Genomic DNA, 25,227 nt, shown 5'->3' with positions numbered 1-25,227 from the left:
AAAAAATATTAAGAGAGTCTACTGTCTAACGACGGTAAGCTCGCCAACTAAGCAACCAAAATGTGACACCTGCGATGCCACAGCCCATAGATAGCTGCTCATAAGGGCTTGAAACTAATATTGCGGAGCATACGACTAAAGTGGCTCCAACGCCAAACAAAAACTTTCCAGTTGCTTGCTGACGCTTACTATCTCGGTAACCTTGATAAAGCTGATCCATTCTGTGGTTCATCGCTTTACCTTGGCGTAAGCTGTCATAAAGCAGCTCTGGCAGCTCTGGCAGTTTTTCTGCCCAGAATGGCGCGCGCTCTTTTACTGCGTTGATCACAGCTTGCGGCCCTACCTGATTCATCATCCAGGTTTCAAGGAAAGGCTTGGCGGTTGCCCACAGATCAAGCTGCGGGTACAACTGGCGACCTAGGCCTTCCACATACAACAAGGTCTTCTGCAGAAGCACCAACTGAGGCTGAACCTCCATGTTGAAACGTCTTGCTGTATTAAATAAGTTTAGCAACACATGGCCAAATGAGATCTCGCCAAGTGGTTTTGCAAAAATTGGCTCACACACCATGCGAATCGCGAACTCAAAGTCGTTGACGTTGGTGTCGTGTGGCACCCACCCCGAATCCACGTGCAGCTCAGCGACTTTACGATAATCTCGGTTGAAGAAAGCCAGCAGATTCTCTGCTAAATAGCGCTTATCTTCACTGTTGAGTGTGCCGACAATGCCACAATCCAAACCAATCCACTGAGGGTTGTCTGGATTTTCAGGGTTAACGAATACGTTGCCTGGGTGCATGTCTGCATGAAAAAAGCTGTCTCGGAATACTTGGGTAAAGAAGACCGTCACGCCACGTTCCGCGAGCAATTTCATGTTGGTGCCGTTGGCGTTTAGCGTTTCAATATCTGAAACCTGAATACCATAGATTCGCTCTGACACCATCAAGGTTTCACTGCTTAAATCAGGGATAACCTCTGGAACATACAGCTCTTCACTGCCTTCAAAATTACGTCGAAGTTGAATCGCATTGGCCGCCTCGCGGCGCAGGTCTAGTTCATCAAGTAAGGTTTTCTCGTACTCATGAACCACCTCAACAGGTTTCAAACGACGTGCTTCAGGAAGCGACTTAGCGACTATACGCGCCATTCGGTGCATCAGTTTTAGATCTGCGTCAATCACCGGGCGAATATCAGGTCGAATTACCTTGAGAACAATCTCACGACCGCTCTCTTTAAGCTTTGCGGTATGCACCTGAGCGATAGAAGCAGAAGCCAGAGGCTCGATATCAAAGTCGGTAAACCAGTTATCTAAACTGCCACCGAGCGCCTTTTCCATATCTTGTTTAGCCAATTGACCATCGAATGGCGCAACTTGGTCTTGCAACAGTGCCAGTTGATCGGCGATATGAGGAGGGAACAAATCGCGACGCGTCGACATCATCTGTCCGAACTTGATCCACACAGGCCCAAGCTCTTGCAGCGCGAGACGTAAGCGATGACCCAACTCTTTATCTTGATGCTTGTTCTTAAGCCAAAACAGCGACTTTCGCGCCAGCAAAGGGGCTTTGGTCAATTGGTGCTCTGGCATCAACTCATCAAGGCCATATTCCAACTGTACCTTGATAATATGATAAAGACGTTTCAGTTCTGTTGGGGTCATGCTTTCTCCAACAGAGCGTTCAACTTAGCTTCAAGACGTGCTGCAGAGCTTTTCACGTCATCAACCTGATCGCAAAAGTGCGCGACTTCTAATGGCGCTGGTGCGATCTTCCACTCTTCAGTCAGAACTTGAGCAACATGGCTTTGATGTTTGGTGGCTTGCTTTGCCACAAAACCACCGACGTTTTTAACGCCTTGGACCAAGGTATGAGCAACCACATCACCCGTTACGCGCGATAACCACTCTTCCAAGTCAGGCTTGCAGTCTGTCATCAGTTGAGCGAATTTCTGAGCCAGTTGAATATCACCCTCTAAGATCAGCTTATCTTGCTTGATCAGCTTGGTGATGTTCGATTGCTCACGCAGTTCCGGTAACACCGATAAATTCAAAGATAGGTAGCAATCAGGCTGCCCTTCGTATTCCGACAACACATCAATTTGTTGGCTGAAAACGAAAGTGAGTGTTTTATTCAACTCTTTCAAATTAACTTGAATGATCTGCCCCTTTAAACGAGACAAACGACGAACCAAAGCTGGATCATCGTTCACGAAAGTATTTAAAGAGGTTTCAATAACCGCGGTGACCAATGGATCAAATGGCATGACTGTCCTTACCTTTGAAAACGGATAAGCCTTAACCTATCCGTTCTATCTTTATTCTTATTTTTAGCACGCTCAACGAGCCTGCTACCAAGTTCGACTAGAACTTGTAACCGCGGTGCAGCGCAACAATGCCACCCGTTAGGTTGAAATATTTAGTATTCTCGAAACCCGCTTCCTGCATCATGCCTTCCAAAGTCTCTTGGTTAGGGTGCATGCGGATAGATTCTGCAAGGTAACGGTAGCTGTCTGCATCGTTAGCAATCAGCTCACCCATTTTTGGCAATAGGTGGAAAGAGTATGCGTCGTAAACCTTTGATAGTGGCTCAAGCACTGGCTTAGAAAACTCAAGAACCAACAGACGACCACCCGGCTTAAGCACGCGGTACATTGAACGCAGCGCTTGGTCTTTATCGGTTACATTACGCAGACAGAAGCTGATGGTAATGCAATCGAAGTAGTTATCCGGGAAAGGCAACTCTTCAGCGTTCGCTTGTACATAGTGTACGTTGCCAACAATGCCGCTATCACGCAGTTTATCGCGGCCAACATTCAGCATTGAGTTGTTGATATCAGCAAGAACCACGTGGCCTTTTTCACCAACGATGCGCGAGAATTTCGCAGTAAGGTCGCCAGTACCACCACCAAGATCTAGGATACGTTGACCAGGGCGCACGCCACTGCAATCAATCGTGAATCGCTTCCACAAGCGGTGAACACCACCCGACATTAAGTCATTCATGATGTCGTATTTAGCGGCTACAGAGTGAAATACCTCTGCTACTTTCGCGACTTTTTGGTCTTTCGCGACTGTTTCGAAACCAAAGTGTGTGGTTTCTGACTCTACTGCTGAATTTGTCTGCACGCTTGTGTCCATAATGCTGTTATCTACCATGGTAAGTTCTCATCGACAGTACACTCTCTCTTTAGAGGCGCTGCGGCCGATTAGTTTACTTTATCCTCAGCGGGTTGTCTTTCTACTAAGGAGGCATTTTCTGAAAAAGCCTCATTTTGAGCGATTTCCGCCAAGCCAACCGAGATAGGTTTCTTCACCTCAACACCCAATTGCTTAAAGCTTTCGGCCTGACGAATCACGTTACCACGACCAGTCACCAGCTTATTCATAGCACCTTGGTAGCTTTGGTTGGCTCTGTCCAATGAGCTACCAAGACCTTCCATATCATCAACAAACAAGCGCAGCTTGTCGTAAAGTTTGCTCGCGCGCTCTGCAATGATTTGTGCATTCTGGTTCTGTCTTTCGTTGCGCCACAGGTTATCAATGGTACGCAGTGCCACCAGCAAGGTCGTAGGGCTGACCAAGATTATGTTTTGTTCCATCGCGTCTTTGACCAAGCTTGGGTCAGCTTGAATCGCGACTTGAAACGCGGGTTCTACCGGAATAAACATCAATACATAATCAAGGCTCTGTATACCTTTGAGCTGATGATAATCCTTCTGACTCAAGCCTTTAATATGCGCTCGCAGTGAAGCTAAATGATCACGCAGTGCTGCATCACGTTGTTGATCGGTCTCAGCGTTGAAGTAGCGCTCAAATGCCACCAAAGCCATTTTCGAATCGACCACCACTTGCTTATCTTGTGGCAGATGGACAATTACATCGGGTTGATAACGCTTGCCGGCATCGTTTTGTAGGTTCACCTGAGTTTGATATTCATGGCCTTCTCGTAAGCCAGAATCCGCCAACACGCGAGCCAGTACCACCTCGCCCCAGTTACCTTGTTGTTTATTATCACCCTTTAGCGCTTGAGTCAGGTTAACCGCTTCACGCGTCATGCTCTCATTGAGACGTTGTAGGTTCTTCAGTTCGTGTACCAAGGTGTGACGCTCTTTGGCTTCTTGACTGAAGCTGTCATTAACCTGCTTCTTAAAACCCTCTAACTGCTCTCTCAACGGTGATAACAAACCTTCAAGACTCTGCTTGTTCTGCTGATCGACCTTGGCGGTTTTGCTCTCAAACAGTTGATTCGCTAACAGTTCGAACTGCTGCTTCAATCGGGACTCTGCCTGCTCTAACAGCTGCAGTTTTTCACTGTTAGCGAGGTTTTCTTGGTCGTGCCTAGCTTCTTGCTCGCGAAGCTCTGCCTCCAACTCAGACTTATGCTCCTTAAGAACATTGATATCATCGGCATACTGCTGACGTTCTTGCTTCACGGCTTCAAAATAGCGCAGCTTCTCCATCGCAGCCATCACCTTGCCATGTGCCTGCTTAAGTTCAAATGCCGCTTTATCTCGATCATCATCTAACTCATCAAGCTCTTGTTGCGCCTCTGCGAGTGAGGATTTGAGCTGAGATTGTTGAGACTCATGCAGCAAACGGTCGGACTCTAGTTGCTGTTCAAGAAGTCGCTGCTGAAAAGAGAACTTCTGTTTGATCCACCAACCCACGACACCGCCGCTGACGAGCGCGCCAGAAATTGCAGCGATAAGCGTTGCCTGATGTTCGATAATCCATTGCATGATAATGATTTAGCCTAATTGGAAATAACTCATTAAATGGTATTTTGATACTGGATAAATGTCCAGTTTGCCGTATTAAAATTCGACAGATAGACTAAGCGCTCCCTATTCTACCCCATCAAATTAGAATGAGTTGCTATGAACGAACGTCGTGCCTTGGGCTTTGGCCTTGCTGCGGTATTACTGTGGTCAACAGTCGCTACTGCTTTTAAGCTGACCCTTGCTGAGTTTTCACCGATTCAAATGCTGACCATCGCCAGCATTGTGTCGTCGATTGCGCTAATCGCGGTTTGCGCGTTTCAAGGTAAGCTTTCTCAGCTGAGTACCACGTTTCTTTCAAACCCTTGGTATTACTTACTGCTCGGTTTGGTTAACCCACTGGCCTATTACCTGATTCTATTCAAAGCCTACGACCTACTGCCTGCATCTCAAGCTCAAGCCATCAACTACAGTTGGGCGATCACGCTAACCTTAATGGCTGCGGTTTTTCTGGGGCAAAAGATTCGTAAACAAGATTGGATTGCGTGTACCTTCAGCTATGCGGGTGTGGTAGTCATTGCCACCAAAGGTGATGTATTAGGCATGCAGTTCGATAGCCCACTCGGTGTGGCACTGGCGCTGCTTTCAACATTGCTTTGGGCAGGCTACTGGATTCTCAATACCAAAAACAAGGCTGACCCTGTGGTGGGTGTACTGCTTGGGTTCTTAGTGGCATTGCCATTCGCAATTGGTTTAACCATTTACGAGGGCGAGAGTTTTAGCCAAATCACAGCGAAAGGTTGGATGGCCGTGACTTACGTTGGCCTGTTCGAGATGGGCATTACCTTTGTCTTGTGGCTCTCAGCACTAAAACTAACCAACAATACGGCACGTATCAGCAACCTAATTTTTGCCTCACCGTTTATCTCGTTGATGCTACTTTCGACCATCATTGGCGAAGAGATTCACCCAGCGACACTGTTTGGTTTGATGCTGATTATTGCTGGTTTGGTGATTCAACAGATCAAGTTTTCAAAGAAAAACCCTACGTAAATAAGAGCTAAAAGACTCGATTGAGCACGAAAAGCTATCGATATAGTCTAATTTTCTCAATTAGATGTTAGATACAAAAATGGCGAGTCATATGACTCGCCATTTTTCTGTAAGATAACATTAAGTTGTAAGTCTCAATGTTCGATATTCAACCGTTGTTTTTCATATCAAATTTGGACTTAAATATCATGAAAAACAAGATCATAAATATAAAATCATTTACGCCATAAATTGTGTAAAACACGCCAGCCATCGTATCCGCTTCATATACTGGTGATAGCGTATTATTGGAAAGCCAATTCACCCAAATCACCACATAAACCAACTTTTCAATAAAGAAAGCACCAGCAAGATATTTGATGTTCGCATTGATTGTTGCAGCCCCAAGGTACGCTAAACCCCAAACGACGATCATAATCAATCCAAAGTTGGACATTACAACGGGATCGGCTTCGTTAATGGCACTATTCGTAAAAAAGCGTGAAAACAGTAAAACAGCACCAACATTCATCGCTCCTGCTGCCAATAGAATGCTTTTTACTTTTGTCTGATTCATTGCAAACCCCTCATTTAAATAATTAAAACATCAATCACTTATAATCTTTATCATTTGTGACGAAGTCATTTTTTCTACTGACTGAAAATGCTCTAAATGAATAAGCTTAGCCATCGCCAGTGTGCTATACGTTTTGGCCTGCAACCCACCCAGACGACCACGTCCATTGGAAGTTATAGCCCCCTAACCAACCCGTTACGTCCATTACTTCACCGATGAAATAGAGGCCAGGCACACTCTTACACTCCATGGTTTTCGAAGATAGGTGATCAGTATCCACTCCGCCTAGAGTCACTTCGGCAGTTTTCCTAACACAGTCCATAAGTTGTCAAAATACAATTTATCAATTCTGTATTTTATACTTCAAACTTAACTTGCAGCACTGTAAGTTCTCAAGAAACCGAACTGATGTAAAAACCAAATTAGCAATTCAACAATGGTTATACCCACATTTTTGAACCGCATTGGGGAGATGTCATGGGCTTTGCTAAGAACCCGAGAACATCAAATAGCAATGCATAACTATTCAACTAGTGTATTACATTGGTTGAACTGAGTTAGCCAAACGCTTTTCATGCCCTAGAGGTGTAGTATAAAAACGCTGCTCAATACCGTAGAGCAAATATTTCAGCTCATCGTCTGAATTGATTTCAAACTTACTGTTTTCTTTATCGAACGTTAACTTTTGCTCACAGTAACTATGAATATACGAGTACATTTGGTCTCGCTCTTCCACTGGTAATGCCGCCAGTGTATCCATTGCCAATGCGATACGTTTACGGTTAGGCTTTGATACCTTCGACGTATCATAACCATCAGCAAGCTCAATAAAGTCCTCTTCTAAGAACTTTTCAACCTCTTCTTTTGTTGCTTCTTTGTATAGCTCATCAATACCTTTAAAGATGCTAGATATTGTCGCTAGACTCTTAAATACTAACTTATCCTGCGCTTTGTAGTAGACAGCATCAGCCACTTGATTAACAACCAAACGCTTTTCAGTACTTTCAAGCTCCGCAGCTTCACCGAATGCAATCATCTTCTTGGTGACAAAAAGGGAAGGCGTTATTTTTTGGAAATAGAAATTATTGCCTTGAATCGCATAAAGCAGAGTAATGTCTTTAAACTTAGCTTTTGGAAGGTCGTCATAATCTTTTGAATCAAAATCGGCTTTAAGAATATCAACGCAGTATGGCTGCTGACTAAAGTTATCGATTTTAAACCACGAATCTTCGTCTAGGTTGTGGTCAGGGGCATAATCAACACAGGCATCATCAGTAACGAGCAACTCCTCGAACAGTGTTTCGTCTGAAAGCAGCTTAAATACATTCTTTTTACTGCGACCTTTAACTTTAGTCAGTACTGAATCCACGATTATCCTCGCTCAATAAATGTATAATTATTAATACGATAAGCTTTATCTATCACTATATCACCTGGTGTTTTATAACGCTCTTTGCTTATCAAAAAGATGGTTGCACCATTTTTCGTTTTGATGTTGTAGAACTCAAATCCAAACAATAAAAACAGCGGGTTGAAGTAAAGCGCCTGTGATAAGAAAGTAAACACAAACAGGACACCATAGACAAAAAACAAGGTTTCCCAACTGCCAATGCTTAGTGCCACAAAAAAGTAGCCTAAGTAACTAGGAAGAAAACTGTTATTAGCGTGTTCAACCTCAACCACCTGGCCTGGTTTGAATTCATCCTTACCAAGGTATCGACAGAGGAAGATGCTCAGCCCACTTAACGCTATTGGTATCAAGAGATAAAGAATGTATGAAATTGCGTTCGGCAACGTCGCTAAGTAAGTACACCTTTCAAAAAAGTGACCTAACGTGTAGCTTTTTTGCACCACAAATATTATCAACAACAAGGATGTTGCCGTTACAGTGAGCAGTAGCCGATACGAAATATTCATCATTTAACAGTGACTTGTCCGTTCATTAGCATAGGGAGAAGCCAATCGCGCAGCTCCACTAGCTTTTTATTTTCCTGTACAACAATATCTCTCCGCTGAAGTATAGGCTTACTGAGTTCTTCAAATCTATTAATAAGATATTGAGGAGGTAGCTCTGTTTTGTACCAGTTCACACCTTTCAGATCCAAGTGAAGAACCAACGTTCCTGATGCAAAGTGCTTGATGTAATTATGATAGTAATCAGAATTAAATAGCCTTTCTAGGTAAGTATTACCAAAATAGCTAGACTTAACCAAAGCAACATCACAAGAGATCAAAGCTCGCTTTTCTTCAAAAGCATCAGGAATAATAAATCCTTTACCTATAATATCAGCGTTTCTAGTGACATCGGTTATAGCAATCACTAAATCACCAGTGTTACATAACTTGTCAAGCTTATAACTCCCTGAAAAGTACTTTGTCCCGTTTAGCTTAAACCTCCCACTCAATAAAAAGGAATTGAGGTTCAATAATGGTGTGCCTGTTTCAGCAATATCTTTACTTCGGTAGGAAATCCCTCTACTAAACGTTATATGTTCACCTAACTCACAAACTTCCCATCCTTCTGGAATCTCACGCTTTAAAGTCTCATTAAACACCATTTTACCACCAGAGGCTTTATATGGTTTTCCATTCGTATCAGGAAAATCAAACTGAACAAACCAATAGTCGTACAGCGTTTTAAGCATAGCTTCAAGCTCAGTATCAATTCGGTTATTGAGTTCAATTTTTTCATTCAATAAGCAAAGTAGATCACCAACTTTAACTTGCTCATCAAACTCCGGTAAAAGCAGATCCAAATAAGAAAAAATAGCCTCATTTAAACTAGCACGCAGAGTCATGACTGCATTATTTGTCATGGTCTTTCTAAACATTGGGCTTCTAAGATAAAAAGCCATAAACTTTGAGTATGTTATATCTGATTGAGTTGGACGAAGACGCTTTACAAAACCACTAAATGCCGCATTAGGGTAATCTTTTGTCGCTACGCAACTCATAGCAAGCTCATCGACGACTTCACTTGTACGAGTAAGAAAAATATCTCCATTTTTAATAGAGTAAGTCTCTTTTTCCTTTTCTGATGTAGCCATTAGGTCAGTTAATTCATCAGGAACAAAGTAATTTTTGAACACAGTAGAGAATGATAAGAATGGACTACCATGACCAGCTTGTTCCTTAGTAGAGGATATGCCAGAAGACATAGTATACAATTCACAAAACCGATATTTCTTTAAATTACTCATAAATCAATCCAGAAAGCTGTTTTTTTATCTCTGCATCAATATCACTAGACTGACTAAATAATTTATCTAATTTATTACTAAAGGTACTCATTCGTTCAGAATACTGCTCCTTAGTCATATCCACATACTCAATTTTAACTTCATAATATTGACCTGCACTGAGGCTGTAATTTTTCGCAATAATATCGTCATAACTAACAGCTACCGATAAATCATCTTCTGTCCATTTATTATTGAACACATCAATGATCTGTTGCTCTTCTTCTGGAGCAAGGACAGTTTTCAGGTTCTTCCCTTCTTTGACCTTTTGACCAAGGTTAGACGCATCAACCAGTATCACCTTATTTTTATTACTACTATCAATAAACAAAATCGAAACATTCGTCCCTGTAGTAGCAAAGATGTTCGATGGCATTGATACAACACCAGCTAGCATTTGGTTATCAACTAAATACTGACGAATTTTCTTATCAATACCCGACTGAGCGGTCATAAACCCAGTTGGCAACACAACTGCAGCTTTACCATCAGGTTTCAGTGAATAAATAATATGCTGCAAGAAAAGCTGATAGAAGGCCATTTTATCTTTAGCTTTTGCTGGGATTTTAGGTACACCAGCAAAGAAGCGTTTTTTATGCTCTTTACCTTCCAGCTCTTCATGTATTTCACTAAAATCAAGCTTAAATGGTGGATTAGAAACTATATAATCAAATTGCTTTAGACTGGCCCCTTCTTTGTGCTGTGGGTGCCGCATAGTGTCACCTTCAATCACATTAGGAATTGAATGCACAAGGTTATTTAAGATTAAGTTCAATCGTAAAAGGTTCGATGACTTTTTCGAGATATCCTGAGTAAAGATAGAACAACGACTTTCACCAATGGCGTGTGCAACGTTCATCAACAAAGTACCTGAGCCGGCTGATGGGTCATAACAACTTACGTTACTAATTTTTCCTTGCTGTTCTTCTGGTACAAGAATGTTAGCCATAATTCGAGCAACGGCATGAGGGGTATAGTACTCGGCATACTTGCCGCCTGAATTACTATTGTAGTCTTTTATTAGGTATTCAAAGATCACTGCATAGAAGTCGTACTTTTGGGTAAAAATACGCTCAAAGCTAAACTCAGCAATACTATTAATGATTGCGCGACAGAAGTCATCACGCTTACTAACGGTCACGTACTCACTGATCGATTCGAACAGTGCAACCTTCTCACCAGAGTCGGTCATAACTGAGAAGGTATCACTGTTGAGCATCGAGATATCGCGTAGTGTGTCATCGAACAACTTAGCGAAATCGGCTTCATTTTGTTTCGCAAATAAGGTGGAGATGAAATGCTCTTGTTTTAGCTCTGCTGCATCGGCTGGCAACTGCATCGCAAGCATTTCTCGCTCATCATCGCTTAGTGCGATAAACGCTTGCTCCCAGTTATCACTACTTTCCAGCTTGGGTTCAATTTGTTTCGTTTCATAAGTGAACTTATCGTTCAATAGCTTATACAAGAATACCTGAGTAATGATCTTAAACTCACTCGCGTCATTACCTAGGCCATTACGAGCACATGTTGATTTTAAATCATCGATCAGCTGTTTAGTTTTACTTTGGAAATCTTGTTCTACCATTTTGTCCTACCACGGAGTTCTACCGTTAAATTCGTTTAAATATTCACGTACTACCAACGTATTAATATGCTTCGCAGCTACGGGAGTTAAATTAATTTTTTGTTCCGTTTTAAACTGTTTGATGGTGTTAGGCATCACTTTACGTTCAAAATAGCTCTCGTTATTGAGCAGCTGCTGATTGTTCAACACTTGCTCATCAGTTAACTGCTTGATTACTGCCAGCGCTTCAAAAATACGGCGTTCAACTAAGTTTTCAGTATTCTCAAACAACTTACTATGCTGGCCTTCTCCTCGTTTCCCCTCTAGGAGCCGCTTATGAGTTCTAGCGTACTTTTCATCACCTAAGTATTTAGCCTTATAACGGCTGTTTTCTTGGTTAAGCACCTTTACTCGCTCATGAATCTTTCGCAAAGCACCAATGTTCTGATCCATCTGTTCTTGACTTACTTCACTCAAATTCTTGGTTTTGAATAGGCGTTCTAACTCTTCTTTCAAAGCAATAAATTTCGGGTCAGCTTGGTCTATGTTGCCAGCCAAAGCCTCACGGGTTTTGCGTAAGGTGTTTTTAAGTTCGTCTGCTAACTTGAGTTCACTTTCACCGACCTTAGTAAACATAAAAACGACATCTTCTAGCGCTGCGTTTAGTAAGTTAGTGGTATCGGTACTGTTCTCTATTTGCTCTTTTAAGTTCAAGCTTCCCAAGTGATCATTTGTATATCTGTACAAGACGTTAAGTTTAGCGAAATCTAACTCTTGAAGCTGCTCAGTATCCCCTTGAAGGCGGATGATATTATACAGGTCTTTTGCACTCTCTAAGGCTTTTTTTAAAGCGAGCATCTGCTTGCGATCTGAAATCTGGCTAATCTGCTGCTGGAACAACTCACTGTTCTCTGTATCGAATTGGAACAGCACATCTTTTATGTGCTCAATCTCTTCGCACACTTCTTCATGACTTTTGAACAGGTTTGAATAGCTGTCCATTTCATCGCCAAGTTCACTTTTTAGCTCATCAAAGTAGGCTTTATTGGTCGCGTCAAACTCTGCACTAATATCAGCAAAATCGACCACATAGCCGTAACGGAACTCTTTGTAGGTCCGATTTACACGTGTTAAAGCTTGAAGTAGGTTGTGCTTTTTAATGACTCGACCTAAATAAAGCTTTTTCAATCGTTTAGCATCAAACCCCGTAAGCAGCATGTTGTAGACAAACACGAAGTCTATTTCGCCTGCTTTATATTGCTCTACCCAGTCTTTACGCTCTTCCCTGCTACCTACATCATGTAAAATCAGAGCAGCTGAATGTACTTGGTTATCTCGTTTTAACTTTCCGTTGTCGCTAGCCCTTGGCTCATGAATAGCACTTTCTTTTACCAGTGCCTTTTCAGACTTAGAACTGGCAGGTAAAACAGGCTTGGTGGCATAAATAGCATTAAACTGTTTGAACAATTCTTTTGCTTGTTCAGAGCTATCACAAATCACCATTCCACCAATACTGTTATCTCCCCACGAAGAGCGGCTTTTTTCAAAGTCCTGAACGATGTAGTTCAGCATAGGTTCTACGAATCTAGGGTGGGCATAAGCTTGCTTTTTATCAATACTGCCTTGCAGCAACTCGACCTCTTGCAGAGCTTCACGCATTGCCATGACATAATTACTAGCAATCTCTTCACGAATTAAACGTAAGGTATAGCCATCTGCAATTGACGCGTTGTAGTAATACTTATGGATGTAATTGCCAAAAATCTGTTTAGAGCTAAATGCTTTTGACTCTTTCGTAGGGTCTTTATCTTTTTCTGCTAACAGTAACGGGGTACCTGTTAAGCCAATCTTAATGGCATTGGGATCTGACTGGGTGAGGTTGGCTAAGAAACTACCTTTAGGGTTGTAGCTACGATGCACTTCATCTAAAAAGTAAACACGTTGGATATTGACGTCATAATCTACTGTGCGTACTACACTAGGGTCATCCTCGAACTTTTGAATGTTAACAACGGTGATCTCCGGCTTACCCGAGTCATTATGGATCACCTTAGTTGCTTTGATGCTCTGAGCAAAAGCTTCTTTAGAATTGACGGTATGAACCATTAGCCCACGACTCGTAAATTCTCTCTGTGCTTGAATAAGTAGATCTATCCGGTCAACAATAAAATAAAATTTAGGGATGATGCGTTGCTTTTGATAGTAGTCGGTTAAGTGCCTTACGTTGTAATAAGCCAGAGCCGTTTTTCCACTTCCCTGAGTATGCCAAATAATGCCTTTTTTAATGCCTTCGCTTAACTTGTTCTCAATCGCTTTGGTCGCAAACAACTGCGGATAGCGCATTACGTGTTTTTGTAGGCCGTCGGTTTCTTTTACATAAGCCAGAGCATAACGCAGCATAAATGCTAGGCGCTCAGGGTGTAATAACGATGTACAAATTCGGTTTGTGGGGGCGTTGTGATCTTTATTGGTAACAAACTCGGGGCTGTGCTTAATAACTGTGTAGTTATTATCCTTTAAAACAAAGTTTTCGATGTCATCAGCTAAAGGCTTAAGTAGTTTTGTAAGGTCGAATACTTCTTCTTCTCGGAAGTAGTTGAAAATAGGCTTTGTATAAGACGAACTCGCATAGAACGCGCCCTGGATAGGCTCCGAGCTACCATCATCGTATTCCATGTTATTAGAAAACAGCATGAGCTGAGTAATGTTAACGAAGCGTCTAAACTTTGGATTTTGAAAACGAGTGTTGATTCGATTTCTCTCGGCTATAACACCGTCTTTATTGTTTGGTTTTTTAACCTCAATAAAGACTAAAGGCATACCGTTAATGAGCAGAATGATATCTGGTCGAAACTCTTCATCACCATTCTTGTATGTAAGCTCTGTTACTACGTGTAGGCTATTTTTTGAGAAATCATCAAAATCGATGAGTTTTATGCCGGAACGACTCGTCAGTTTTTCGTAAAAAGCACGGCCTAAATCTTCATTGTCTAGGCTTAACTTTAAGTCATCTAAGCAGCGTTCAATATCCCCACCATCCATTCCAGGATTAATACGTTCGATCGACTCTTTGAAGATATCCGGGAAAATGTTGGTCTCAGTGCACCAAGTAGCCTGCTTTAAAGATAAGTATTTATACCCTAAGCGGGTAAGGTGCAATATGGTTGGTATCTTTACCCGTGTATCTTCGTTTTGTTTGGTCATGATGTTCCTGCTCTGAAGTAAAGCCTTCATTCAATCTAAATTCCAGCCACACAGAGAATATTTGAAAATCTATCACCTGACCACAATTAGGTGCATATATGAATCAATAACGTTAATCCTATCTCTTACCTGACCGTTGCAGGAACAACCAAATTAAAAACAAGACACTAGTTGGTTTTCATTCCACATCGCAAGTTGCGATGTGGATAGTAATGTTAGAATCTTCAGGGAAAAATGAGCTAGAAATTTCCAAACTTGAAGCAATGAATTACCTCACGTTTGGAAAAGCCATTGAAATCTAAATAAATCAAGAAGCAGTAGGCCGCAGGTAGCGCGTAATAGAGCCATTTTTTGTGGCTCGTGTCTGTGTTAGAAAAGCTAAACTATCTCCCTTCAAATTTGCCACGTTAATATGTGGGTCATAAACATTTAGGGGCAAAAATAAGTTCATTTCGCAGGTTGCGATTCGCACACTGCGAAATGAATTTCTAACTCGAAAAGGAGCATAAACGCGCTAATGGTGACCGTGTTGGCATGTATCTGGACAGAGTAAGCTTGCCACATTCGGTTCTTAGCTTTAACATAAAGTTGAGAGCCTCGGGTATCCCTGCTTTTTCTTGGAGTTACTACTTACTGCCTGATCAGAAGTAATGGTATCGAATTGAACTTGGCTTAATTGCAAAGCAGACCACCGAGGACATACGATAGCCCAGCCCTCTTCCGCTATAGAGTATTGACCACAGGTTGCGCGTAATAGAGCCACTACAATTAGTGGCTCTTGTCGTTTCTGGCATTCGGAAAAAAAGCCCCTACGCCATCGTTAAGCTTACTTATAGTACTGATAACGTCGTTTAGAATTATGCTTCCAACTTTTTGCTAGGTCATGCACATACGCCGGATAGTCATCCCACGGGTTAGCCAAAGATCTTCCTCGTGCAGCCCGTAGTTTAATCGGGTACCCTCTGCACTCAATCATGTGAAGAAAGTAATAGCCCTTCTCCTGTTTTGTTGAAAATTGCTTGTGGATTCCACTGCGAATGCTGGGATAAAAGCCCCAAAGATATTGACGCTGGTATTTAATTCTTTTTCGGTACTGCTGTTTCAGTTTTTTCATTTACCCTCCTGGCTTGCATTACCTAGAAGGGGTCCTCTGCAAAGTAATTCATTTCGTCACCTCAACGTACTTATCATCAATCTAGCCCATGCTTTCCCCCGATCACATGGAGGTAAAAGCCGAAATCACTCTCTGTCTAAATGCACCAAGCCGCAATTCATCAAACGTCCCTAGTGTTCCATAAAGGTTGTTTGAATTGCCCGTACGGCTTTCCCAAGATACTGTTACGTCGATACTATTTAGAGGCTCTCTCGAAAGCTTAGCCGTTAAATTATTCTGTCGATTAACTAGCTCTGTCTCCATTGGTTTTCCCATATTCACATAGATACAAGATTCTGGAATATCATCTTCAATTCGCTCTGCAAACTGAATGAGGTTCTGTTCCGCAAACGTAAATAGCCATGCTTGCTGAGCCATGGAAGAGTCGATACGAAGAATACGTCCTAATACTTGTCTGAAATATAATTCCGTTTTGACAGAACTCATATGGCAACACACTTGGAGTCTAGGTATGTCTGTCCCCTCACTTATCATTCCGACACTAACAATCCATTGAGAGTTACCTTGTCGATAACGGTCTATTTCTGCGAGTGGTTCTTCATGCCTATAAGTGACAATTGAAACGGTTTGGCCAAACTTTAGAGAGAGTATATCTTTGATAGCTTGAGCATGTTGAACTGACGCTGCAACAACTAATCCTCCGGCATTGGACGAGTCAATACGTACTTTTGCTAGCCGATCACATCCTAAACCGAGTAAATACTCCATCGCCTCTTGGTTATGTATCACACTCTGATAAGACGCTTTCGTCTGTTTCAGCATCTCTAAGATCGATGAAAATGATTCCACTTTTTCGCTACTACTGACAGACAATTGCTCATTATCAACCAATACAATCTTAGGTGTTCTGCATACACCATCATCAATGGCCTGTTTAAGGGGGTACTGAAAGTCGACAAGGAGTTGCCCGTCTGGGTCGCTGTATTCCCCCATAACAATAGGTAAAGAGTCTGAGCGCCACGGAGTCCCCGACATCGCAAGAGTATAAGTCGCGAGTCCCTGAATTTTAGTGAGTACTTGCTGCCCCCAAACGTTCGCATTTTCAAGCTCAGCCCCAGAACAATGGTGGATCTCATCAAATACAACAAACACTCGATGATTACGTAACGTCTCCCAAAATTCATCGTTAAGGAATTGAATGGATTGATATGTTAACGACTGTCCAATAGAGCCTAGACCACCGTTAAAAGTGCAATTAAGAGTCTGAGAAAAGGTTTTTTTAATTCCAGAAGAAACCGTTAAAGATGGGGAAAAACACAATACAAGATCGACCATATCATCATTAAGTAATCGTGATGCGACAGTTGCAGCGAGCACCGTTTTTCCAGAACCTGGAGTTGCCTGGCAAAAGAAGTGTTGTCGATTTTCTCTAAACTTCTGCAACGCATTTTCAGAACATTCAACCTGCCACTGCCTCAACACGGTTGGTTGCCCTCTGAAAGAGTTTTAAGAACATTCTCTAATCCATTCATCTTTCCAAGCAAGTGCGCAGAGCGTTCTCTTGCATGTTGTAACAATGGCATTAATCGGCTCTCGAGCTCAGGGAAACGGCACCTCAATGATTGATATTCATCTATTTCACCAAGCACGAGCTCCAACTCACCTTTGTATTCGTTACTCTCTCGAAATAAGACGGAATAATCCGGTGTAGCCTGTTTTGTCGAAGCTTCTCGTTCAACTTTTCTTCGGGGAGCGGCTTCAAGATCCATAAATTGCTCGGTTTGAAAGTATTTTTTATTTCTTCCTTCTCCTTCACTGCGAAGCCAACCCCTTTGTTGGTATTGCCATATTTGCCGATAAACCTTCTTCCGAGCTTCATCAAGGTTTTGTGTACCATCCCCATCATTTAATGAAGCATCCCTCGCCTCGATAACAGAAAAACCATCCATTCTTTTTTCAATCAACAGCTTAAACATTACCGCACTGATTCTAGTCGAACGTTTCACTTACTGCCTACATCATTCAAAATACTAAGGATTGCTTAGTATACAGAAATCAGTAAAACTAAGAAAATCTTAGTTACATAGCGCCTATTAATATGAATTCTAAATGTCGATCGACAACCCTATTCCTGTGCGGCTCAAAGAAGTTCGCAAAAAAGCAAAGATCTCCCAAAAAGAATTGGGGATGCGTATTGGTATCGATGAAAGTTCGGCTAGTGCGCGAATGAATCAGTATGAGAAAGGGAAACACACTCCAGATATCAGTACATTGAAGAAAATGGCTGACGAACTTGACGTACCTTTAAACTACTTTTTTTGTGAGGATGAAATCTCGGCAGAACTAGTTTGCCTGATAGCAAAAATGAGTAAGGCTGACAAGCAGAAGCTCATCAGCCTTATAGGTGAAAATATTCAAGATATTGAGAGTAAATAAATCTTATGCGTTTTGGCCTGCAACCCAACCAGACGACCAAGCCCATTGGAAGTTAAACCCTCCAAGATGACCTGTCACATCAACACACTCACCAATAAAGTAAAGACCAGGAATATCTCTAGCTTCCATTGTTTTAGACGATAAATAATTGGTGTCAACACCACCAATGGTCGCTTCAGCTGTTCTATACCCTTCAGTCCCATTAGGTTTAATTTCCCAAGAGTGAAGAGCAGAGCTAATATTCTCTATCTCTCGTTTATTCAATTGGCGCAGTGGTTTATTTTCAAACACATTAAGTTCGATAAAATACTCGACAAGGCGTTTAGGTAATACTTTAGACAGTGTTGTTTTAACCTCTTGTGCTGGGTTGTTTGCTGTTGTTTTTTCAATCAGCTCAATAGCGTTCAAACCAGGTAGCCAATCAACTTGAACTACATCGCCAGAGTTCCAATACGAAGAAATTTGCAATACTGATGGGCCAGAGATACCTCGGTGAGTAAATAAAAGAGCTTCTAGGAACTCTTGATGGTTGCAGCTAATTCGGACAGGGAGAGCAGTTCCAGTTAATTCTGTTAACCCCTTTTCTCGACCATCTAATGTGAACGGTACCAAGGCTGCTTGAGGAGAAACAACCCCTAAACCAAACTGTTCAGCGACTTTCCAACCCAAAGGGGTTGCACCTAAACGTGGCATTGAAAGTCCACCCGTTGCGACAACCAAAGACTTACAATTAAAAACTCCATTGGAAGTCTCTACTTTAAAGCTATTATCGGCTACACGTTCAATTGAAGTAATTTCACATTGGTACTTATACTTCACATTACCAGTTTCATCACACTCATTAATTAGCATTTTTACGATATCTTTCGAGTCATGATCATTAACACAAAACAATTGCCCGTGATCACGTTCTTCAAACTCAATACCATGCTTGTAGATCATCGAAATGAAATCCCAATTGGTATATTGAGCCAGTGCAGATTTAACAAAGTGGGGGTTTTGACTTAAAAAGTTTTTTGCTGTGACATCATAGTTGGTGAAGTTACAACGCCCACCTCCAGCAATAAGAATCTTACGACCAGGCCGCTTACCATGATCAAGCACAAGAACTGAACGCCCGCGTTGACCTGCACTAGCTGCGCACATTAAACCGGCGGCGCCTGCTCCAATAACAATAACATCTGACTGAATAGCTGACATGAAATAAGACTCTCAGGGCTATGAGTGATAAAGAAAAGAGCGACATAGTACGGAAAAAGGCATTCACCAGCAACAAGCTCACGCAGGTATCAACATACCTAGTCACTTATCAACTAGAAGGTTCGACTCTTCTTCAATCGCATTCAAGTTTTCTATTATAGGTTTTAAATCAACCTCACTATAATTTAGCCCCTTTAGCTGCGCTCTAGCATCACTCACCAGTTTCGATATCGCACTAAAACGTGAGTGTAAACTCTTCATTTGATAAGCATACTCAAAGACATCTAGCTCTTCCCAAGCTAGATCAATATATTCGTTCAAGCTTTTATGGTCTTTATGATCAGTGAAACTAGCAACTTTCTTGAGAATGGTTTCATAATCTTTATCATTAAAATTATGAGCGCTCTTCAAAGGGTTTTTATCCATGAAAGAAACAAGATGTAGCTTAACCATGTTAGTTACAAAACGATGTCTAAACATACTTTGACAGGTTTTAGTCACGATACCAGCCCTCAAGCTCAATCGCTTAAAATCCATATAAGCTGCAGACTGTTTTACAGATTTAGCTGTCTCTGAATTCAAATATATAAAATCATCCACCTCAGACTCACTAGATATAAGCTCATACCTTATCAACCTCTTGATGAACTTATCTCTATGCACTAACATAAAAATCTCGAGCCTCATCGCAACACTACGCTCTATGGGAATTATGCGAAATCGTGCCTCTTCACGTTTGTATGTAGGAATTTCAAGTTTTGCATCTTCAATGTGTTCTACATTCGAACTATAGGGAATTCGAACAAGTTCTATTGGTCTCAATCCCGTAGCTTCAAGCAATTCAAGCTGAATACGCCTTCTGTGGTACATATAATCAAGGTGAGCTTCTTGGTCTTCCTTGTCAAAAAGTTGAAGTAAATGGTCATTTAGCCGCATCACACCCCTTTCGCAATTCAATGTATCCCATAACCTCTTTATGACAGAGGCGGCAATAGCGGTTTTTGGCTTCGTTGCTGAAGTTGGTAAACGTGTAGGAAAAACTTCGGACGGTCCAAAATTTCGACCTTCCCGGCCTCTTTTTTGAATTATTTTGAGCTTAACTTGATACCTTTGCTTTGGTCTATCAACACCGATAATGTATTGAGTTGGGTAATGCTCAGCTTGAAGCCATTTCAGAAAGGCTACAAACTTAGGAAGAATTATAAGCCTAATAGTGTCGTTGTTACGTGCACGCGTTAACCCATCCGATTTCTTTTCAGCAACCAACTCACTGACTAACTCATCGATATGTATTGTTGTTAGATCCCAAAATTCAACGTTCTTCTTATAACAATAACGGACCAGATGAGATAGTGCAGAGGCATAAGTGCCAACTGTCCCCCCATCTTCTCGAGTAATTGTTACTGCACCTTCAGAAACTAAGTGCGCAAGATACATTTCAACAGGAAAGCAAGTTGTTCCATCAGGCCAACGAAACTGGTAAATACCCTCAGATATATCTTTATTTGTTAAGACTTCACCTGAGCTCTCATCAAAACGAAGTATTGAAGGAAACTCCACATCAGAAATGAAGGTGTATAGTTGACTTTTATTTTTCATTATCAACCTCTTTCTTTAACCCGAAATAATCTGCATACAAGTTTTTATGCTTGTTGTATTCAAGAGCATTTCCATTCGAGTTTGCAAGTAAATCAAGTACTAAACGATTAAGGTCGTTATAAGCCCTAACCAAAATAGCTTGGTCGCGTTGCAAGTTATCAATATGTTGCTTAGCTTCCTCCATCGGTGTCAGGTTTGGTCCTTCATTACTTGACTCTAAAGGGATATTTTTATGCCTTTTTATTAGCTCCTTTCTAAGGTTGTCAACGACTTCATAACCATTGAGGTTCCCTCCACATTGAATATAGTCTGTACAATACTTCTTGAAGGAGTTCAGAGACATCCCTTCAATGCCTCTGCCCTTACGCTTAAGATTGGCAAGGCTTTCTTGACGATCACATTTCGAGATTAGCCATGTATAAGTATTAGAGTTGTCATTGATAGCTTTTTTCATCTCACTGTATAGATTAATGACTGACTGAGCTTTTCTATTTAACATTACTTTCCTCCTCATCACCTTTGGTTACTTGGAAAGCAACTTTTGCTTTTTCAATCAAGCCATTACGCTCACTAATACTATAGAAAACAATCGAAAACTTACCTTTTCTCAAGCGAAGCGCTATGTAGGCTGCAAGATCATCCTCAGGGATTGATGTATAATTTTCAACCTTAAAGTGCTCACAAACAAGCCTATATAGTTCCTCTGTATTTTTCATTTCAAGTAAAGAACTTTGTTCATGAAAGTAGGTGACTTGTTGACGAGCATAATCAGCTTCAATCTCTGTCATTTCAGAGCCTGGACTGTTGGATTCAATATAAGAAAGGATATGTTCTGAGTTAGCATGACCTGCGATCCATCGGCATGCATCGATTGAGGAATGTTTAAAAGACCAAAAGAATGTCAGTAAAAATGTTTTCCTCATCTCGTGAACATTAATATACCAACGTCGACCATACTCATCGACAGTCGTCTGATAGTAATCACAAAATCGCTCCAGAGCTCCAATGATCAAATCTGAACCGAGGATACTTCCCATTCTATTATCTGAACCTGTATTTAATTGATAAAGCAGGTAACCCGACTCCCGCTTACTCACTTCATAAGCAAATTTCTGTGTGATTTTGTTGAGTTGTTGTAAGGTCTGAATCGCTCTTGCTGTAATCTTAGGGATCGGTTTAGCTGTTTCAGGAAGTTGGTCATTCACTCCAGACTTCATGAGAGAATGAACCATCCAGTAACCATCTCCTTCTTTGTGAAATAAACAGTCATATGGCAAACGAACAATTTCTTCCATGCGAATCGGTTTCAAGCCCGCAATCAAAATAAAACAAGACGCTTTCAATAACTCTAAGAGACATACAAAAGATAATCCGGTTCGATCTCCATTCATTTTATTCTTTGAGTACTCTTTAAACTCTTCATCAAGACGAGAAAAGCTCACTATATTAAAGTGGTTTTTGATCTCACTAGGCAGCAGTGATTTCAATACATCAATTTTTTTGTAGTTGTAATTATTGTCTCTATCCAAGTGCCCCTTAATCTCAAGCTCTGTTAACAAAGTCTCATAAAACTGAACGATGTTATCTGCATGATTAATTATCATATCGATAGACTTATTAAGAGTAAGCAGACTGGTTTCTAAAGGTATCCAAGGTGTGTGCTTTGTAGGTGTCGATATCCTAGAAATGTAGGCTGAAAGCTCCCCAATCCTTATTGCGTCAGGATTTGGTAAAAAAGCTTTAAACATATCCCAATACTGAAAACCTTTTCGGAAAAGCGTAACAATCGCTACTGCTGTTGTGTCTGTATATGTTTTTCCTCTTACATCTTTCATTAATGGGGTTCGGTGGGATGGAAAGTCAGTATATTGATTTACTGGCAATAAGACCTGGTTGTTTTGCTCAAGTAGATCCGGCTCGAACTGCCTAAAGAACAAAGTTCCAGCATGCCCATAGGCATCTTGTGCAGAGAGAGAGGTGTTTTTATAGAAACTTTGTCTATCAACCACCTTTTTTCCATGGCCGTTATCTCTATATAACTCGTTACTTTCAAAAAACGAAATGCCCTCTTTTATCGCTTTTTCATCTAACGTCAAAGGATCAACATGATGGTCTAGATGTAGACCAATCTCAGCCATCAAACGATGACCAAAGCGAAGAGCGCCGAATGAGCCACCAGATATAATTTCCTTTAAAAACAATTTGATATCTGATTGTGATAATTTAGAAAAACCATGTTTGCTCGGTTCGAACTTGTCTTTATGAAGATACAGCCAGTTGACGAAGGTTAATATTCTTGACCCCATATGCTGAACCGATATTGAAGCCATTCTTTCTTGGTTAATAGGATCATCAACTATTAAAAAGAACCACTTTTGTAACTGATGTAAGAAAGATTGGTTAACTATATCCGTAAGGACTGTTCCATCAGGCAACTGTCTATTCCAATTAACACTGACTGTATAACGGTACATCTCTCCTGTTTTTTTCAGTCGTTCTTTATTGTTTTTTCTAGTTTTTGAGGTTCTAACAACCCACTTTTCAGCATGAACATCCGAAAGCAACCACCGGGCTTTGTACTCCGTATAAACAAGGTTATCTATAGCATCAAAAGCCGAAAGAAAATCGACAATTTCAGCTTTTAAATGTGCTTGTTCTGGTCCGATATGAACACTAATAGGCTTCATTTCGCTTTCCCCTTAGATACAAACAAATCGCCCCAGCTTGTTTTATTCAATAGCTTGGTTGCCTGTTCGGTGGCTCTTATGTGTATTTGACTAATGCGTGATTCTTTACTTGTCGGAAGGAAATTGATGAGATGGTTTGCAAGTGTAATAAAAGCAAGAGGTGATAGCTGAGTTGCATCATCCACTATAGATAAGCTCTTTGAACACACCGAACTATTTAGTGCGGCTAATCGGTATAGGTATAGTGCAGTCAGAACATTTTCAGAAAGAGGAATATCTAATTTGCCTTTCACCTCACGGCTTACACCTTCCGAAGATAGGCTACGTAAATACTCAATAAGAGGACTTTTATTACCCTCGTCTTCTAGAAGCGTCAGAAGAAAGTGGTGTATTTCTTGCCAAGAATTAAAATCGACAGCCTCAAGACAGTAATCTTCCTTGAATGTCGCTGTCACGATAAGTAGATTCTGAAACCGTCGAACTAATCTTGTATTGTATTGAGCGATCAAAGGCTCTGGAATATAGTACTTAAGAGCAACTTTCTTTGTGTTTCCCAAAATTCGAGAAGCTGAAGCTATCGAACCAGTTCTGAACCACTCTAAAACACCCTCAGATGCTCGGATCTTAGAGTGATTTATGGCGCCCGGCCCTAACCCAATACCAAGTAATGAAGGGAAGTGACTTGATAAGTGTATCTGCTTATGACCTCGCTCAATTGAGCCTTTAAATTCGGTTCCTGTTATGATTTTATCCACCTTACAAGAGTCAGGATTAACTAGTCCTTTACTCATTCGGGAGTAAGCCAAAAATAGGAAGTTTTCTTGTTTCTTATTTTTTATTAAATGCAGGTGTTTTTTGTGGATTTCATGAAGAAATTCAATGATCTCTAAGCTAACGTCATCAAGGTTTTCTTTTTTCATATCTGACGCGCGAGCTTTAATAATAGAGAACGACACCCCTAAGTCATCAAGCTCCAATAAAGGTTTATTGTCTATATATTTAACCTTAGCTTGCAGCAGTGATATGTAAGTAAACTTGGGATTAAGCATCATCAATAACGCTATCAAGCAACCAATATCTGCGTTGCGCAGGTAACCGAAGCACCAATCAAATCGGTGAGAGAGGTCTATATTCTCGGTAGATTCAAAACCCAACTCAGGTAAACACACAACATCGTCACTTGTGATTCCGGAATCGGATATCTTGTTGGGTAACTTCACTTTGGGAAGCTCATGTATAGTGAAAATGCCATTACATTCAGAACCAACTACATACATAAGCAGCATTGAACCAAATAATGACGTTGGATTGGCTATATGTCTTCTGCGCGGAGGTTTTGGTTTACCGTTTTTACCTAGATCATTCTTGTCATAGAAGTAATCATAAAGATCACCATTTTTATAACGAGCCAATAATTGGGAGTGCTTTTTAGGGAACTCTTCCATCAAAGACTGAGCAAAGTCATAGTGTAATTTAATAGCTTGCCAGTATTTTAGTAAGCAATCATGCAATGCATCCCTTGAACGCTTCAAATCAAACTGTATCTCATCAAGGTATTCGGCATCACTTCTAGAAAGAGAAATTGGAACTAAGACATTGTTAATGGTGTCATCAACTTTAACTTCAGTCGCTTTTTTTTCACCGATCAGCACAGCCTTAAAGCTACTTTTTTTAGTAAGTTCACCTGTCTTTTTCATTCTAGGAATAATCACGTGGGGAGGTATAACGTCTCGATCCTTCAAGAACACTGTAAGCGCGTCATGAACCCCGCATTCTAATTAACCGGCACGAAGAATAAGATCATCTCTCCAACCCAAAGGAGAGTTGAAATGGCAAAACGACGCACCAACCTAGAATGG

Annotated in this window: 20 protein-coding genes and 1 pseudogene; 2 read left to right on the top strand and 19 right to left on the bottom strand. The window is 41.1% G+C overall.

Annotated elements, in window-relative coordinates; all coding sequences use genetic code 11:
- Window positions 1–25: 25 nt before the first annotated feature.
- The 4 genes from ubiB to rmuC all read right to left on the bottom strand — a co-directional run bounded on the left by ubiB (window position 26) and on the right by rmuC (window position 4,737).
- Complete coding sequence (ubiB, locus tag ACED60_RS07275; protein WP_048661277.1) at window positions 26–1,660, bottom strand: ubiquinone biosynthesis regulatory protein kinase UbiB; 1,635 nt, start codon at window positions 1,658–1,660, stop codon at window positions 26–28.
- Entirely contained in the window at window positions 1,657–2,262 is a 606-nt protein-coding gene (locus ACED60_RS07270) for an SCP2 domain-containing protein (RefSeq protein WP_052880271.1), read from the bottom strand. The genes ubiB and ACED60_RS07270 overlap by 4 nt, the downstream gene beginning before the upstream one ends.
- A 97-nt stretch (window positions 2,263–2,359) precedes the next feature.
- Window positions 2,360–3,139, bottom strand: a complete 780-nt coding sequence (ubiE, locus tag ACED60_RS07265; protein ID WP_029222994.1) for a bifunctional demethylmenaquinone methyltransferase/2-methoxy-6-polyprenyl-1,4-benzoquinol methylase UbiE — start codon at window positions 3,137–3,139, stop codon at window positions 2,360–2,362.
- Between the two features lie 65 nt (window positions 3,140–3,204).
- Window positions 3,205–4,737: a DNA recombination protein RmuC gene (gene rmuC / locus ACED60_RS07260; protein ID WP_371727224.1), complete on the bottom strand. Its 1,533-nt coding sequence runs from the start codon at window positions 4,735–4,737 to the stop codon at window positions 3,205–3,207.
- Between the two features lie 138 nt (window positions 4,738–4,875).
- Here rmuC and ACED60_RS07255 point away from each other — a divergent pair, with 138 nt between their 5' ends.
- Complete coding sequence (locus ACED60_RS07255) at window positions 4,876–5,769, top strand: DMT family transporter (RefSeq protein ID WP_135385279.1); 894 nt, start codon at window positions 4,876–4,878, stop codon at window positions 5,767–5,769.
- A gap of 148 nt (window positions 5,770–5,917) precedes the next feature.
- Here ACED60_RS07255 and ACED60_RS07250 read toward each other — a convergent pair whose 3' ends face one another.
- The 10 genes and pseudogenes from ACED60_RS07250 to ACED60_RS07205 all read right to left on the bottom strand — a co-directional run bounded on the left by ACED60_RS07250 (window position 5,918) and on the right by ACED60_RS07205 (window position 17,452).
- Window positions 5,918–6,325, bottom strand: coding sequence for a hypothetical protein (locus tag ACED60_RS07250; RefSeq protein ID WP_135380882.1), 408 nt, complete (start codon window positions 6,323–6,325; stop codon window positions 5,918–5,920).
- A 124-nt stretch (window positions 6,326–6,449) separates the two neighbouring features.
- Window positions 6,450–6,632, bottom strand: a pseudogene (locus tag ACED60_RS07245) (NAD(P)/FAD-dependent oxidoreductase); the annotation flags it as partial.
- A 231-nt stretch (window positions 6,633–6,863) separates the two neighbouring features.
- Window positions 6,864–7,694: an ATP F0F1 synthase synthase gene (locus tag ACED60_RS07240; RefSeq protein ID WP_086050297.1), complete on the bottom strand. Its 831-nt coding sequence runs from the start codon at window positions 7,692–7,694 to the stop codon at window positions 6,864–6,866.
- 2 nt (window positions 7,695–7,696) lie between these two features.
- Window positions 7,697–8,242 carry a hypothetical protein gene (locus ACED60_RS07235; protein WP_198299331.1) on the bottom strand — a complete coding sequence of 182 codons (546 nt, stop codon included), beginning with the start codon at window positions 8,240–8,242 and terminating at the stop codon, window positions 7,697–7,699.
- Window positions 8,242–9,525, bottom strand: coding sequence for a restriction endonuclease subunit S (locus ACED60_RS07230; protein WP_371727223.1), 1,284 nt, complete (start codon window positions 9,523–9,525; stop codon window positions 8,242–8,244). Before ACED60_RS07230 ends, ACED60_RS07235 begins: the two co-directional genes overlap by 1 nt.
- A complete protein-coding gene (locus tag ACED60_RS07225; protein ID WP_371727222.1) occupies window positions 9,518–11,149 on the bottom strand; it encodes a class I SAM-dependent DNA methyltransferase in 1,632 nt (543 codons plus the stop codon). The genes ACED60_RS07230 and ACED60_RS07225 overlap by 8 nt, the downstream gene beginning before the upstream one ends.
- A gap of 6 nt (window positions 11,150–11,155) precedes the next feature.
- On the bottom strand, window positions 11,156–14,332 hold the full coding sequence (locus ACED60_RS07220) for a type I restriction endonuclease subunit R (RefSeq protein ID WP_371727221.1): 3,177 nt from the start codon (window positions 14,330–14,332) through the stop codon (window positions 11,156–11,158).
- An 826-nt stretch (window positions 14,333–15,158) separates the two neighbouring features.
- Window positions 15,159–15,446, bottom strand: coding sequence for a hypothetical protein (locus ACED60_RS07215; protein WP_371727220.1), 288 nt, complete (start codon window positions 15,444–15,446; stop codon window positions 15,159–15,161).
- Window positions 15,447–15,548: 102 nt separating this feature from the next.
- Window positions 15,549–16,928, bottom strand: a complete 1,380-nt coding sequence (locus tag ACED60_RS07210) for a DEAD/DEAH box helicase (RefSeq protein WP_371727219.1) — start codon at window positions 16,926–16,928, stop codon at window positions 15,549–15,551.
- A complete protein-coding gene (locus tag ACED60_RS07205) occupies window positions 16,922–17,452 on the bottom strand; it encodes a hypothetical protein (RefSeq protein WP_371727218.1) in 531 nt (176 codons plus the stop codon). Before ACED60_RS07205 ends, ACED60_RS07210 begins: the two co-directional genes overlap by 7 nt.
- Before the next feature lie 103 nt (window positions 17,453–17,555).
- Between ACED60_RS07205 and ACED60_RS07200 the strand changes: the two genes are divergently transcribed.
- A complete protein-coding gene (locus tag ACED60_RS07200) occupies window positions 17,556–17,882 on the top strand; it encodes a helix-turn-helix domain-containing protein (protein ID WP_371727217.1) in 327 nt (108 codons plus the stop codon).
- A 3-nt stretch (window positions 17,883–17,885) separates the two neighbouring features.
- On the opposite strand, the gene ACED60_RS07195 is transcribed toward ACED60_RS07200, so the two are convergent.
- The 5 genes from ACED60_RS07195 to ACED60_RS07175 all read right to left on the bottom strand — a co-directional run bounded on the left by ACED60_RS07195 (window position 17,886) and on the right by ACED60_RS07175 (window position 25,116).
- Window positions 17,886–19,082, bottom strand: a complete 1,197-nt coding sequence (locus tag ACED60_RS07195) for an NAD(P)/FAD-dependent oxidoreductase (protein ID WP_371727216.1) — start codon at window positions 19,080–19,082, stop codon at window positions 17,886–17,888.
- A 102-nt stretch (window positions 19,083–19,184) separates the two neighbouring features.
- Window positions 19,185–20,681 (bottom strand): tyrosine-type recombinase/integrase, encoded by a 1,497-nt coding sequence (locus ACED60_RS07190; RefSeq protein WP_371727215.1) that lies wholly within the window; start codon window positions 20,679–20,681, stop codon window positions 19,185–19,187.
- On the bottom strand, window positions 20,671–21,180 hold the full coding sequence (locus ACED60_RS07185) for a hypothetical protein (RefSeq protein ID WP_371727214.1): 510 nt from the start codon (window positions 21,178–21,180) through the stop codon (window positions 20,671–20,673). The genes ACED60_RS07190 and ACED60_RS07185 overlap by 11 nt, the downstream gene beginning before the upstream one ends.
- On the bottom strand, window positions 21,170–23,368 hold the full coding sequence (locus ACED60_RS07180) for a hypothetical protein (protein WP_371727213.1): 2,199 nt from the start codon (window positions 23,366–23,368) through the stop codon (window positions 21,170–21,172). Before ACED60_RS07180 ends, ACED60_RS07185 begins: the two co-directional genes overlap by 11 nt.
- The gene (locus ACED60_RS07175) at window positions 23,365–25,116 is read right to left on the bottom strand and encodes a hypothetical protein (protein WP_371727212.1); all 1,752 of its coding nucleotides are present in this window, start codon (window positions 25,114–25,116) and stop codon (window positions 23,365–23,367) included. Before ACED60_RS07175 ends, ACED60_RS07180 begins: the two co-directional genes overlap by 4 nt.
- Window positions 25,117–25,227: the final 111 nt, after the last annotated feature.

Source organism: Vibrio sp. 1F279 (genome assembly GCF_041439815.1).
Classification (GTDB): Bacteria; Pseudomonadota; Gammaproteobacteria; order Enterobacterales; family Vibrionaceae; genus Vibrio; species Vibrio tasmaniensis_A.
The sequence above is the reverse complement of the archived record's forward strand: the minus strand, read 5'-3'. Positions and strand labels throughout refer to the sequence as shown.